Source organism: Planctomycetota bacterium (assembly GCA_021414025.1).
Lineage (GTDB): Bacteria > Planctomycetota > Phycisphaerae > Phycisphaerales > SM1A02 > SYAC01.
This window is the reverse complement of the sequence record JAIOPG010000004.1, coordinates 247,504-260,133: the sequence shown is the minus strand read 5'-3', so window position 1 is coordinate 260,133 and position 12,630 is coordinate 247,504. Positions and strand designations below refer to the sequence as shown.

The following is a 12,630-nucleotide window of genomic DNA, read 5'->3' as shown; positions in this document are numbered from 1 at the left end:
AAAGCGTTATCGTTCCGGCATGGACTCAGCGCCCCTGATGCTCAGCGTCTCCGGTGCCCGCGGCATCGTGGGGCAAAGCATGACGCCGGAGGTGGCCGTCGCGTTCGGCCTTGCATTCGGATCGTGGCTGCGCGACCACGTCGAGGGGACGCCGCGGGTCATCACCGGGCGCGACGGGCGCCACAGCGGTGCGGCGCTGCTGGAGTCGGCGATTGCGGGTCTCGCCTCCACCGGCTGCCGCGTCACCGATCTCGGCGTGGCCATGACGCCGACCGTCGGCGTGATGGTGCTGCACGACAAGGCGGATGGCGCCCTGATCTCGACGGCGAGCCACAACCCAATCGAGTGGAACGGCTTCAAGTGCCTCGACGCTTCGGGCGCGGCGCCGCCGGCTGCCCAAGCCAACGCCATCATCGAGCGCTTCAAGGCCATGGGCAGGGCCCCCGCCGTATCCGCGCCGGCGACTCCGGTCGCGCGGCGCCACGACGCGGATGAAATCCACGTGCAGCGCGTCTTGAAGCTGATCGACCGCGATGCGATCCGCGCCGCGAAACTGAGCGTGGTGGTCGACAGCGTCAATGGCGCGGGCTGCCACGCGGTTCGAGTGCTGCTGAAGGCATTGGGCGTGCACCTTGAGCATCTCAACGGCGAGGTGACCGGCCAATTCGCCCACACGCCGGAACCCATCGAGGCCAATCTGCGGCAACTGGCCGGCGCGGTGGCCAAGGGTGGCTTCGCCTGCGGGTTCGCCCAGGATCCCGATGCCGACCGGCTGGCGATCGTGGATGAGCGCGGACGATTCATCGGCGAGGAATACACGCTCGCCCTCTGCGCGCTGCGCGTGCTGGAGCGCGGCGGCCCCGGCGCCATGGCGACCAACCTCAGCACCAGCCGGATGATCGACTCGGTGGCGGCGATGTTCCCCGGCAGCCGGGTGCTGCGCAGCGCGGTCGGCGAGGCGAATGTGGTCTCGGCGATGAAGGCGGCGCACTGCGTGGTCGGCGGCGAGGGCAATGGCGGCGTGATCTGGCCGAGCGTCTGCTGGATCCGCGATTCGCTCAGCGGCATCGCGCTGACGCTTGAACTGCTGGCGAAGCGCGGCACACCGCTGTCGACGATCGTTTCGGAAATACCCGCCGTGTCGATGATCAAGCGCAAGCTCGAGCTCGCCGGCATCGGCGGCATCGCTGCGGTGCGGCCTGCTCTCGAGCGCGTGACCAAGTCCTTCGCCAAAGCCAAGCTCGACACCACCGACGGCGTGCGCATCGACCTGCCCGAGGGCTGGGTGCATCTGCGCGCCAGCAACACCGAGCCGATCATCCGGCTGATCGCCGAGGCGGGCAGCGTGAAGGCGGCCAACGACCTGGCCGACGAAGTCGCCGCCAGCGCCGGTTTGCCTTCGTAATTCTTGATCGCCGGCGCAGGGCCGGTCGTCGCTCAATTATTTTTTGACCGCGTCGGGAAGCTTGCTCTCGCACAGGACGTGCGTGGGCGGCTCGGTCGAGCAATCGATGTGCACCATGAAGAAGCCGCCGTCCTTGTGACGGCGCACCGCGGGCCACATGATGTGCCGGTCGGTCCAGGGAATGTTGAGCTTTTCGACGTCGCTCAATGGAACCCATTCCAGGCGCCCCTCGTCGAACTCCTGCTCGGGAATCAGCGCGGGATCGATCTTCCGTGTGGTCTCGAAGAGAAAGATCAGCCAGTGCGTCTGCCCCTGGTAACCCTTCTCGCTCACCACGCCCAGGCAGCGCACATCGTCGCTGGCCAGCGTCACGCCCGCCTCTTCGGAAATCTCGCGGATCGCGCACTCGTGCGGCCCCTCGCCCTGGCTGATCTCCAACTTGCCGCCGATCGGACTGCACATGCCGAGATTGGGCTGCTTCTTGCGGTGCAGCATCAGCACGCGCCCCTTTGGATCCCACAGATAGCAGAGCACCGCGACCTTGTAGGGCAGCTTCTCGATCTGGTATTCCGCCGAATGCATGTCGCTCAACGGATCAACTCCGCGGGAGTCGCGCCGTCGCGCCGGCCCGATGGAAGCCCCGCCTCCTTGAGCAGCGCGGCGATGGACTTGAGCGCAGGAGCCGCCGCCTTCACCAGCGGCAGGCGCAAAGCACCGCTGTCGCGGCCCAGCAACTGCATGGCGGCCTTGACCGGAATCGGATTGGTGTCCAGCGCCAGCAGCCCCCTGGAGAGCGGCAGCATCGCTTCATGCAGCGTGCGGGCCTGGATGAAGTCTTTGGCCAGGCAGGCGTCGATCAGCGAGCGCACCGCCGCCGGCAGAATGTTGCTGACCACGCTCACCACGCCGATCGCGCCCGCCTGGGCGAAGTCGAGCGTGAGAATGTCGTCCCCCGAGAGGATGGGCAGGGAGCAGCGGCGGCGAATCTCCCGCGCGGACTCGACGCTGCCGGTGGCTTCCTTGATGGCGGCGATGTTCGGATGGCGCGAGAGGCGCTCGACGGTCTCGGGCAGAATGGCGACGCCGCAGCGGCCGGGAATGGAGTAGAGCACGACCGGCAGATCCGCCGCATCGGCGACCATCATGAAGTGCTGGTAGATCCCCTCCTGGTTCGGCTTGTTGTAGTAGGGAGCGACGTGCAGCGAAGCGTCGGCGCCAAGGGACGCCACCAGTTTTTGCAACTTCACGGCGCTGGCGGTGCTGTTGCTGCCGGCCCCCGCCATCACCTGCAGGCCGAGAGGCTTCGCCGCGGCCACGGCGGCTTCGACCACTTGCCTGTGCTCGTCGGGCGTCAGCGTGGGCGCCTCGCCGGTGGTGCCGCAGGGAACGACCCCCGCCACGCCGCCTTCGGACTGGGCGCGGATCTGCTCCTTCAATCGCGGCAGGTCCACCTGCGATGCATCGGCGGTGAAGGGCGTGATCAACGCCGTCCAGCAGCCGGGGAGTTTGAGCGCTTTCATGGGAGGCATCGTGCTCATGAAAATATCGCCGCTTTCATTTCGCGCACCGCCTCCTTCAGGCCGACGAAGAGGGCGCGGCTCACGATGGAATGACCGATGTGCAGCTCGTGCAGCCCGGGCAGCCTCGCCACCGGCCCCACATTGTGCGTGTTCAGGGCGTGACCGGCGTTGAGCTGCAGCCCCGCGGCGAGGACGAGCCTGCCCGCGGTTCGCAATTTCTCCAGCTCCGCGTCGGAGCGTTTCCCGGCCAACTCCCCCCGCTGCTCCTGCACGGCGTGGGCCCAGGGCCCCGTGTGCAGTTCGCAGATGGAGGCGCCGACCTGCTTCGCCGCGTCGACCTGACGCGCCTCGGCGTCGATGAAAAGGCTGACGGGAATCCCGGCATCACCCAGCATCTTGATGGCTTCGGTCAGCCAGGGAACCTGCGCCGCGGCGTCCAGCCCGCCCTCGGTGGTCAGCTCCTGGCGGCGCTCGGGCACCAGCATGGCGGTCACGGGCTTCACGGCGGCGGCGAACTGGATCATCTCACGGGTCGCGGCCATCTCAAGGTGGAGCCGCGTGGCGACCGCCCGCCGCAGGCGTCGCACGTCCTCGTCCTGGATGTGGCGGCGGTCCTCGCGCAGATGCACGGTGATGCCGTCGGCGCCGCCAAGCTCGGCCTGCTCCGCCGCGAGTACGGGATCGGGTTCCGCTCCCTTTCGAGCCTGTCGAACGGTGCAAACGTGGTCCACATTGACGCTCAGTAGAGGCACAAACAAAGAGTAGCCGCTAAGATCGGCCCGAGATGAGCGCCTTCGACACGCAGCTTGCGTCGCTGAAAAAAGAGATGACGGTGCAGGGCCGCCGCGTCCTCGACCTTTGCACGCGGGCGGTCGACTGCTTCTTCGACTCCGACAAGGCGAAGGCCGGCGAGGTGATCCGAGCCGACGAGGAGATCGACAAGGCCGATGTCGAGATCGAGCGCAAATGCATTCCGCTGCTGGCGATGGGTCAGACCGAGGAGCATGCCATCCGCTCCGTGCTGACCCTCGTGAAGGTGAACAACGAGCTCGAGCGCATCGCCGACGACGGCGTCACCATCGCCGAGCGCGCCTTCGATTCCCGCAGCTTCACCGAGCGTCCGCCCAACACCTTTCGCGTCATGGCCAACAGCGTGCTGGGCATGCTCCGCGACGCAACGCGCTCGCTGGAGCGCGAGGACGCCGAGCTGGCCCGCCAGGTGCTGCTCTTCGACGACACGGTGCAGCGCTTTAAGCAGGAAATCCTGATGGACACCGAGCAGCAGGTCACCAAGGGGGTCTTCAGCGCCGGCTTCGCCTTCCGCCTGCTGGCCGTGGTCAAGGCCGTCGACCGCATCTCCGACCACTCCACCAACATCTGCGAGCAGGTGATCTACCTGCGCCGCGGATTGATCGTCCGGCACCGACCCGAGGGTTGGAGCGATCCCGAGTCGCCGGAGTCCAAGGGCGACGGGACAAAGGGCTGAGGCGACGATGGACCGACTGCAGGAAACCAAGGAGCGCTTGAGCCGGGTGTCGCAGACGCACCTGCTCGACGGCACCGAAAAACTGGGCGCCGCCGCGCGTGAGTCCCTCCTCGACCAGATCCAGTCGCTCCCGCTGGAGGAGCTGGCGGGCATGATGGCGGAGACGAGCGCGCACCATTCGCGCGACCTCTCCACGCTGGCGCCGCCCAATGTGATCCACCATGACGCCCCGGGCTCGCGCGAATTCCGCGAGGCTGGCGAGCAGATGATCCGGCGCGGACAGGTCGCGGCCTTCACCGTCGCCGGCGGCCAGGGCACGCGGCTGGGCTGGCGCGGACCCAAGGGCACCTACCCCGCCACCGTCGTCACCGGCAAGCCGCTCTTTCGCGTCTTCGCCGAGCAGCTGCTGGCCACCGAGCGCCGCTTCAGCGTGCGCATCCCCTGGTTCATCATGACCAGCCCGCTCAACGACGACGACACGCAGGCCTTCTTCGCCGACAACAACTTCTTCGGGCGGCCCAAGCAGGAGCATGTTTTCATTCCGCAGGGTGTCGTCCCCTGCACCGATGAAGAAGGTCGCGTGCTGCTGGCGGCGCCGGGCGAAGTGGCGACCAATCCCGACGGCCATGGCGGCGCCATCCGCGCCCTGCATCATTCCGGCGCGCTGAAGGAGATGGCCGCCCGCGGCATCACCCAGCTGAGCTACTTCCAGGTGGACAATCCGCTGGTGCGCGTCGTCGATCCGATCTTCCTGGGCGCCCACGTGCATGCCCCGGGCTCCAGCGGCGAGATGAGCAGCAAGTGCATCCCCAAGCGCAACGCCGCCGAGAAGGTCGGCGTGCTCTGCCTCACACCGACACCCGCCGGCAACCGCACGACCGTCATCGAATACTCCGACCTTCCCTCTGCGATGGCCCATCAGCGCGACGAGAAGGGCGAGCTCGCCTTCGGCGCAGCCAACATCGCGGTGCACGTGATCTCCGTCGAGTTCGCCCAGCGTCTGGCCGCCAGCAGCGACATCAAGCTGCCCTGGCACCGCGCCCACAAGAAGGTGCCCAGCTTCGACGCCGCCACCGGCGCGCGGATTCTTCCCGACAAGCCCAACGCCTTCAAGTTCGAGTGCTTCATCTTCGACGCGCTGCCGCTGGCCCGCAACAGCGTCACGCTGCAGACCAGCCGCATGGAGGAGTTCGCGCCGATCAAGAATGCCGAGGGCGAGGACAGTCCGGCCAGCAGCCACCGCATCCAGAGCGACCGCAACGGCGCCTGGCTCGAGGCGGTGGGCGTGACCATTCCCAAGCGCACCGACGGCAGCGTGGACGCGAAGATCGAGATTGGCCCGCTGGCCGCGCTCGAGGCCGCCGATCTGCGCAACCGGATCACCGTGCGCACCATCCGCCGCGGCGAAGAATTCGTGATTTAGCCGCCGTCGTGAAAGCGGACATCCTTGACATGGATCGACGGGGGAAAGCGCGGATTGCTGCTGGGTTTGGGACAGCCCACCGCGTCGAAGCGCCGGCCCGGCGTGAAGAGTCCGCGCAGATGTCCGCAGCGCCAGAGAATGAGCTCGCCCTTGGCGTTGGCATCGTCCTCCACCAGCAACTTCAATCCGGTGCCCGCGAGGATGTCGGTGCGCAGGACCCGCAGGCCGCGGATGAGAATGTTGGGCTCGGGGAATCCCTGGCCAAATGGCCCGAGCGACTGGATCTCGGCCAGCGCCGGCTTGTCTTTGGCCGTTTTGTAGGGAAGCTCCGCGTCGATGAACAAATCGGGCTTGCGCACTCCCTCGCGCATCTGGGTCCGCGCCGCGACTTCGAAATCCTTCACGAAGGGCTCGAGCTGATCGAAGGACATCGATCCCCCCGCCGCCGCCGCATGGCCGCCGAAACTGGTGAAGTATTTGGCGCAACTCGTCAGGCAGGCGTGCAGGTCGAAGCCGCTGGGCGCCCGGCCGGAGCCTTTCCATCCGCTCTCGCTGGCGCCGAAGAGCAACACCGGCCGGGCGAATTCCTCCGAGAGCCTCGAGGCTGCGGGGCCGAGAATGCCCGGATTCCAGCTTCGGTCCGCCAGAACGATCGAGCAGGAATCCGCGGCGTTCAGTCCGCCCTCAAGCACCTTGCTGCGGGCGAGCAAGTGCACCACTTCCGTGTCCTGCTTGCGCTGAAAGTTCAACTCGTCCAGCTTCGCGGCCATTTTTTTGCACGCATCGGGCTGATCGCTCAGCAGCAGATCCAGCGCCTGCGTCGCGTGCTCCAGCCGCCCGGCCGAGTTCAGTCGCGGCGCGATCTGAAAACCGATCACGCTTGAATCCATCTGTGGCGACTTGAAGGCGGAGCCGGGGATGACCGAGCGCAGCCCGACCAGGGTGGTGGTGCGCAGCGCCGCCAGCCCGTTGCCGACCACGATCCGGTTCTCGTCCAGCAGCGGCATGACGTCGGCCACCGTTCCCACCGCCGCCAGCGGCAGCGCCTCGTTCACGATCCACTGCGTCATGACCAACGGTGGTTTTTCGCCGGTGCGAATTCGGATCAACCGCTTGGCGATCTTCAGCGCCACCATCGCGGCGCAAATCGGTCGGAAGGGTGTGTCGCCCAGCTCCGGATGGGCCAGCGCCACGCATTCGGGCAGAATGACTTTTCCATCGACATCCCGCAGCAGCCGGTGATGATCCGTGATCGCCAGCTCCATGCCCAGCGATTTCGCCAGCTTCGCCTCCTCGATGGAGGAACCCCCGCAGTCCACGGTGATGACGGCGTCGATCCCCTGCGCGTGCAGCTCCTGCAGCGCCTCGGCGTGCAGGCCATAGCCCTCAACCACGCGATGCGGGATGTAGGCGATCGCGGGCGGCTCCACGTTCAGCAGGCGAAGCAGCCGGATCAGGATCGCGCAGGCGCAGATGCCGTCCGCGTCGTAGTCGCCATAGACCGCGATGCGCCGGCTCTCGGTGATCCAGCGGTCGAGCGTCTGGGCGACCTCGATCGCGCCATGCAGGGAGCCCGGGTCGTGCAGAAGACTCAGCGACGGCTGGCCCGAGGCGAAGAGCTTCTGGTTGCGCTCCCCCAGCAGCCCGCGCCGGCGGATCACCCGCTCGCGCAGCGGAAGGGAGGGATCCTGCGCCGTCGCCTCCACGTGCCACTGGTGCTTGGGAAATTCCACGCACGGAGAGTAGCCCCATTCGCTTTCGCGGAATGGATTCTCATGGCATACTCCGGCGAACCGCTGAGGAACCCCGATGAGCCATCGATACAAATGCATTCTTCTTTTTGGCGCCCCCGGATCCGGCAAGGGCACGCAGGGAAAAATCCTCGGGCACGTGCCGGGCTTCTTCCATCTCGCGTGCGGCGACGTCTTCCGCTCGCTGGACCTGAGCAGCCCGCTGGGAAAGAAGTTCCTGGCCCACTCGAGCAAGGGCGAGCTGGTTCCCGACGAGCTGACGGTGGAGATGTGGCAGCAGAACATGAAGGCCCAGGTGGCGCTGAGTTTCTTCAAGCCCGCGGCGGACCTGCTGGTGCTTGACGGCATCCCGCGCACCGTGAGCCAGGCGAAGGCGCTCAAGGACTATCTGGATGTGCTGGCCGTGCTGCACCTGGTCTGCCCGGACCAGGCGGAGATGGTCCGCCGCATGCGCCGCCGCGCGATGAAGGAGAACCGCCTCGATGACGCCGACGAAAAGGTGATCCAGCACCGCTTCGACGTCTACCGCAAGGAGACGGAGCCGGTGCTTTCCTTCTATCCCAAGAACATCATCCACGAGGTGAATGCCACCAGCAGTCCCTCGATTGTGCTCATGTCGGTGCTCGATCTGGTGGCGCCGATCCAGGACCACCACTTCCGCAATCCGCTGGTCGCCTGAACCGGGTCGCCCACGTCGGGGTCAGGGCAGATCGACCGGGCGCAGCCCATTCGCGGGCGCCGACGGCGCGGCGAAGCGGCGCAGAATGATCGCCGCCTCCAGTTTTCGCTGTTGCAACTGCATGTTCTGCCCGGCTCGGGGATCGCCGGGATCGGCGCGATCCAGATCCTCGGCGTTGCCCAGAGGCATCGAGAGGTCGATCGGCCGCTCGATGTTCTTCTGGTCCGGACCGAGGAGGAACCGCCCCTGCGGGTCGCGCTCGGGCCGCCGCAACTTGATCTTGATCTCACGCCCCGGCGCGAAATTCTGGATCGCATCGACGAGCGCGTTGGTGGTCGGCACGGGTTGGCCGTCGATCTCCTCGATGACGTCCCCGGCCTTGAGGAATTTCTCCGCAGGCATTCCCGGCAGGGTCGCCTGGATGATGACGCCGGGCCGGCCGATCGCCGCCGTGCCCATGCGGATGCCCAGCGCGCCGCGCGGCCGCTCGCTGACGCGCCGATAGGCGACGGTGAGAAGCCGGCCGCGGGCCTCCTCGCTGAGCTTGAAGCGATCAAGCACCGCCCAGATCGCCTCGTCGGGGAAGGAACGGTCGAGCAACTTCTGCGAAGCCGCTTCGCGCACTGCAAAGGAGGGATCGTCCAGCGCCGGCAGGAGATTCAGGACCGCGGCAGGCGGCTCGACGGTCAGCAGCCTTTCGTGCGACATCGACTCGATGATGGCGCGGTCCTGCACCATGTTCATACCGCCGAATCCGCGGCCGCCCGCCTGGTTTCGCATGATGGCGTTGGGATTGGGATTCAAGTTCGCGGGCTTGAGCACCGGCATGCGGACATTGGGATTGGCCGCCGGATTCTGGGGCTTCACCGGAGGATCGGGTGCCTTCGCGGGAGGCGCATCCGCCGCGGGAGGCTCGTTGGCGGGCGGATCGGGCGCCTGCGCCTTCGACGCGGCAGGCGAGGCGAGCAACGCCGCGATCACGACCACGAGATGAAATCCCATCCCTCTCCAGCCCGATGTCAAACCTTGATCTCCAGGGCGAGCCGCTTGGAGAGCATGGCCGCCTGGCCCTGGATCCACGAGGCCCGCCGCAGAATCAGCGACAGCATCTGGTCTCCGGGAATGGTCGCGAAGATCCCGGTCTTGGCGATTGGAATGGCGGCTTCCGCGATGCACGCCTCGATCATAAGCCACGGCACCATCTTCACGAACTTGAGCAACGACCCGGAGTCGGCGCTGGCGATCCCGCGGGCGAATCCAAAGAAGAGGGCTTCGTCGATTTCATGGGGCCATTGGGCGACGGCCCTTCGCGGCCCCGCCCGCACCGAATGCTGCAGCAGGCCGTTGGCGACATCGGCGATCGCGGGCTCCAGCCGCGCCGAGTCGAAGTCGAGCACGCCGGTGACCTCATCGCCCGCAAAGAGGATGTTTCCCGGATGCCAGTCGCCATGCACGACCTGGCTGTCCAGCGCCTGGTACTCCAGCTCATCCACCTTCTCCGACGCCACCTGGTAGAGGCTGGAGAGTTTCTGGCATTGATCGATCAACGGCTGCTGCGGCGTTTCCGGCTGCGCGGCCAGGATCGCCTCGGGCACGCGGCGCAGCGCCTCCACCACCACCAGGTTGCCGTGGTAGCAGGAGGCCTTCACGTGGCCATGCCATTGCATCTCCAGCGCCGCGCGATGCAGGCGCGAGAGCGCCCGCCCCGCCTCGTAGGCCTGCAGCTCGCTGCGCTTCCAGCGCTCGCCGCCGAGGAAGTTGAACAATTCGTAGATGCCGTGCGGGCGGACCTGGAAGGTGGAGCGGTCGCGGGCGGGCTGCGGCAGCGCGACCGGAAGTCCGGCGGCGGCGACCGTGCCCAGCGCGTGGTGGGCGAAGCGGATGCGCTCGAGGTCGGTCTGCTGGACCGGCCGGCGCTTGAGCACGAAGGCGCCGCGCTCGGAGTGGATTCGCATCTTCGGGTTGGCGCGGCTGCCGCCGGTCAGCGGCGCGATCTCGCGCACCGATCCGATCTCCCACTGCCCCAGCGCATCGTTGACTTCCTCGAGCGACACTCCCCCCGCGGGGGCTTCACTCGGCATTCGCCGCCTGTTCCTTGATCCGATCGATGGCGGTCTTCATCTCCACCACGCGCTTGCTGATCTCGTAATCGGAAGCCTTGCTGGCGATGGTGTTGGCCTCGCGCAGCATCTCCTGGGCCAGGAAGTCCAGGGCGCGGCCCACGGCGTCGGGGCGCTTGGGATCGAGCAATTGCCGGTACTGCTCCAGATGCCCCTCGAGCCGGTGCACCTCCTCGGCGATGTCGCTGCGCTCGGCGAAGGCCGCCACCTCGCGGAGCATGTCCTCCTCGCGCACCGCGGCGCCGGATTCGGCGAGCAGCGTCTTCATGCGGGCGCGGAGCCGCTCGCGGTAGAGATCGGCCACGTTGGGAACGCGCAGCGCGATCTCCTTCAGCCGCTCGTCCAAGGTCGCGCCGAACTGCACCAATTGGCCGCGCAGCGCCTCGCCCTCGCGATTGCGCATGTCGTTCATCTCGGCGACGCTCTTGTCAAGCAGCGCGTCGATGCCGGCGCGGGCGGTGTCGCACATCCGCTGCGAGCCATCGTCGATGATCACGCCGGGCAGCGAAAGGAGCGAGCTCGCGTCGAGCGATCCCTTGCGGCCGTCGGGCATCACGCTCTCCAACTGCGAGAGGTAGCTCTTGAGAACTTCGGTGTTGATGCGGCCGGCGCTGCGCGACGTCGAGTCGGTGGCCCGCACGGTCAGGGTCACGCTGCCTCGTGCAACCCGCGCCGCCAGCTTGGCCTCGAGCTCGCCCTCGAGCGGGGCCAGCTCTGTGGGCAGGCGAATCACGCCCTTGAAATAGCGGTTGTTGACCGAGCGGACCTCAAGCGAAAGATGCAGGCCTTCGTGCGTCCCTGACGCCGATCCGAAGCCCGTCATGGAGCGAATCATGATTGCCGAGGCTTCTCGGGATTTGCGGGCGGCGTGGAGGCCGGAGCGCCGGCGGGCGGAGCCGATGGCGCGGTGCTCGGCGGAGGCGTTGTCGACGCAGGCGCCGTGGCCGGAGCGGTCGCGGGTGGCGTCGCAGGCGCGGTCGTCGGTTGCGTCGCAGGATTGCCTGCGGGATTCGCTCCCGGTGGCATGGTGACCGGTCGCATCGGAAGCGTCGCCGCGGGAATGGGAGTGCTGCCGGGATCGGTCGGACTTGCCGGAGTGGTTGAATTGGCCGGAGCCTGCTCGGTCGTGGTCGATGCGCTGCCGGGCACGAGCGAAGACATCGTGGTCTGCGGATTGAAGATGTTCAGCGCCATCGCCAGCAGCAGATAGACGGCGAAGACCGAGACCGTGCCGACCGTCAGTGCGTCGCCGGTCCGTCCGCCGAAGGCCGTATCGGTTCCGCCGCCGCCGCCGAAGGCGCTGGAGAGTCCGCCGCCCTGGGGCCGCTGCACAAGAATGACCAGCACCAGCGCCACGCTGATCAGGATGAAGAGAAAGGTCAAGACGGTGAAGAAGACGCTCATGAAGTCCAAGCTCCTAACTGCGGCGGCTTGATGCCGCCTGTGATGCGCCTCGAAGAATCGAGGCAAAGTCCGCCGCCTTCAAACTGGCACCCCCGACCAGCGCTCCCTGGATTTCAGGTTGCGAAAAAAGGGAGGTCGCATTCGCGGGATTCACCGATCCTCCATAAAGGATTCGGGCCGCTGCAGCGAGCGAAGGATCATACAGATCCCGGATGTCTTTCCGCAGCGACGCGTGGCTTGTGGAGGCATCCTGGGGGCTTGCCGAACGCCCGGTGCCGATTGCCCAGATCGGCTCGTAGGCGATCAGGATCGAGCCGAGGTGGTCCGTGTGGATCCCCTTCAAAGCCGCCGTAATCTGGCGTCTACAGACGCTTTCGGCTTGGCCGGCCTGACGCTCCTCCCAGGTCTCCCCCACGCAGAGCATCACTGAGAGCCCGGAGGAAACCGCCATGGAGACTTTCTCGCCGATCAGGGAATCTGGCTCATTGAGGAGCTGGCGACATTCCGAATGTCCTATAATTACTATCTGGACCCCCAAGTCGATCAACATTTCGGCACTCACCTGGCCGGTGAAGGCTCCATTGGCCTCGGCACTGACCTGCTGCGCCCCAAGCAGCACTCCACTGCCCCGGATGATCTCGCCGACCTGCTGCAGGTAGGGGAAAGGCGGAAAGATGGCCGCGTCCACCGAAGCCGCCATGGGCTCGAAAGCGGCGGCGATCTCCCCCGCCAACCGGCCGGCCGCCTCCCGGGTTCCATTCATTTTCCAGTTGCCGCCCACAAAGAGCCGCTTGGAATCGTGCTGCGCCATGCCCGGCAGGATACCCGCAGATTTCTAGAAT

At 66.8% G+C, this 12,630-nt stretch carries 13 protein-coding genes; 4 read left to right on the top strand and 9 right to left on the bottom strand.

The annotated features are described in order from the left end of the window. The first annotated feature begins 19 nt into the window (after window positions 1-19). A complete protein-coding gene (glmM, locus tag K8R92_05700) occupies window positions 20-1,405 on the top strand; it encodes a phosphoglucosamine mutase (protein MCE9619382.1) in 1,386 nt (461 codons plus the stop codon). A gap of 36 nt (window positions 1,406-1,441) precedes the next feature. Here the strand turns inward: glmM and K8R92_05695 are convergent, their stop codons facing one another. Genes K8R92_05695 through K8R92_05685 form a run of 3 tightly spaced genes read right to left on the bottom strand, consistent with a single transcriptional unit; the run spans window position 1,442 to window position 3,677 of the window. Continuing rightward, a complete protein-coding gene (locus K8R92_05695) occupies window positions 1,442-1,996 on the bottom strand; it encodes an NUDIX domain-containing protein (protein MCE9619381.1) in 555 nt (184 codons plus the stop codon). After that, the gene (gene dapA / locus K8R92_05690; GenBank protein ID MCE9619380.1) at window positions 1,993-2,925 is read right to left on the bottom strand and encodes a 4-hydroxy-tetrahydrodipicolinate synthase; all 933 of its coding nucleotides are present in this window, start codon (window positions 2,923-2,925) and stop codon (window positions 1,993-1,995) included. Before dapA ends, K8R92_05695 begins: the two co-directional genes overlap by 4 nt. 14 nt (window positions 2,926-2,939) lie before the next feature. After that, entirely contained in the window at window positions 2,940-3,677 is a 738-nt protein-coding gene (locus tag K8R92_05685; GenBank protein ID MCE9619379.1) for a pyridoxine 5'-phosphate synthase, read from the bottom strand. Between the two features lie 32 nt (window positions 3,678-3,709). Between K8R92_05685 and phoU the strand changes: the two genes are divergently transcribed. Together phoU and K8R92_05675 are read left to right on the top strand one after the other, a co-directional pair. Next, entirely contained in the window at window positions 3,710-4,411 is a 702-nt protein-coding gene (phoU, locus tag K8R92_05680) for a phosphate signaling complex protein PhoU (GenBank protein MCE9619378.1), read from the top strand. A 7-nt stretch (window positions 4,412-4,418) separates the two neighbouring features. Continuing rightward, window positions 4,419-5,834: a UTP--glucose-1-phosphate uridylyltransferase gene (locus tag K8R92_05675; protein ID MCE9619377.1), complete on the top strand. Its 1,416-nt coding sequence runs from the start codon at window positions 4,419-4,421 to the stop codon at window positions 5,832-5,834. Here the strand turns inward: K8R92_05675 and K8R92_05670 are convergent. Then, on the bottom strand, window positions 5,831-7,567 hold the full coding sequence (locus K8R92_05670) for a DHH family phosphoesterase (GenBank protein ID MCE9619376.1): 1,737 nt from the start codon (window positions 7,565-7,567) through the stop codon (window positions 5,831-5,833). The two genes, K8R92_05675 and K8R92_05670, sit on opposite strands and share 4 nt — an antisense overlap. 76 nt (window positions 7,568-7,643) lie before the next feature. On the opposite strand from K8R92_05670, the gene K8R92_05665 reads away from it, so the two are divergent. Then, the gene (locus K8R92_05665; protein ID MCE9619375.1) at window positions 7,644-8,264 is read left to right on the top strand and encodes a nucleoside monophosphate kinase; all 621 of its coding nucleotides are present in this window, start codon (window positions 7,644-7,646) and stop codon (window positions 8,262-8,264) included. Window positions 8,265-8,285: 21 nt separating this feature from the next. On the opposite strand, the gene K8R92_05660 is transcribed toward K8R92_05665, so the two are convergent. From K8R92_05660 to tpiA, 5 genes are read right to left on the bottom strand one after another with little or no spacing between them, the layout of a single operon-like run. Next, the gene (locus K8R92_05660; GenBank protein ID MCE9619374.1) at window positions 8,286-9,266 is read right to left on the bottom strand and encodes a PDZ domain-containing protein; all 981 of its coding nucleotides are present in this window, start codon (window positions 9,264-9,266) and stop codon (window positions 8,286-8,288) included. A gap of 17 nt (window positions 9,267-9,283) precedes the next feature. Then, window positions 9,284-10,345 carry a phosphotransferase gene (locus tag K8R92_05655; GenBank protein ID MCE9619373.1) on the bottom strand — a complete coding sequence of 354 codons (1,062 nt, stop codon included), beginning with the start codon at window positions 10,343-10,345 and terminating at the stop codon, window positions 9,284-9,286. Beyond that, window positions 10,335-11,219 carry a YicC family protein gene (locus K8R92_05650; protein ID MCE9619372.1) on the bottom strand — a complete coding sequence of 295 codons (885 nt, stop codon included), beginning with the start codon at window positions 11,217-11,219 and terminating at the stop codon, window positions 10,335-10,337. The genes K8R92_05655 and K8R92_05650 overlap by 11 nt, the downstream gene beginning before the upstream one ends. Further along, window positions 11,216-11,788 (bottom strand): preprotein translocase subunit SecG, encoded by a 573-nt coding sequence (gene secG, locus K8R92_05645; GenBank protein MCE9619371.1) that lies wholly within the window; start codon window positions 11,786-11,788, stop codon window positions 11,216-11,218. The genes K8R92_05650 and secG overlap by 4 nt, the downstream gene beginning before the upstream one ends. A 13-nt stretch (window positions 11,789-11,801) precedes the next feature. Beyond that, complete coding sequence (tpiA, locus tag K8R92_05640; GenBank protein ID MCE9619370.1) at window positions 11,802-12,599, bottom strand: triose-phosphate isomerase; 798 nt, start codon at window positions 12,597-12,599, stop codon at window positions 11,802-11,804. Window positions 12,600-12,630: the final 31 nt, after the last annotated feature.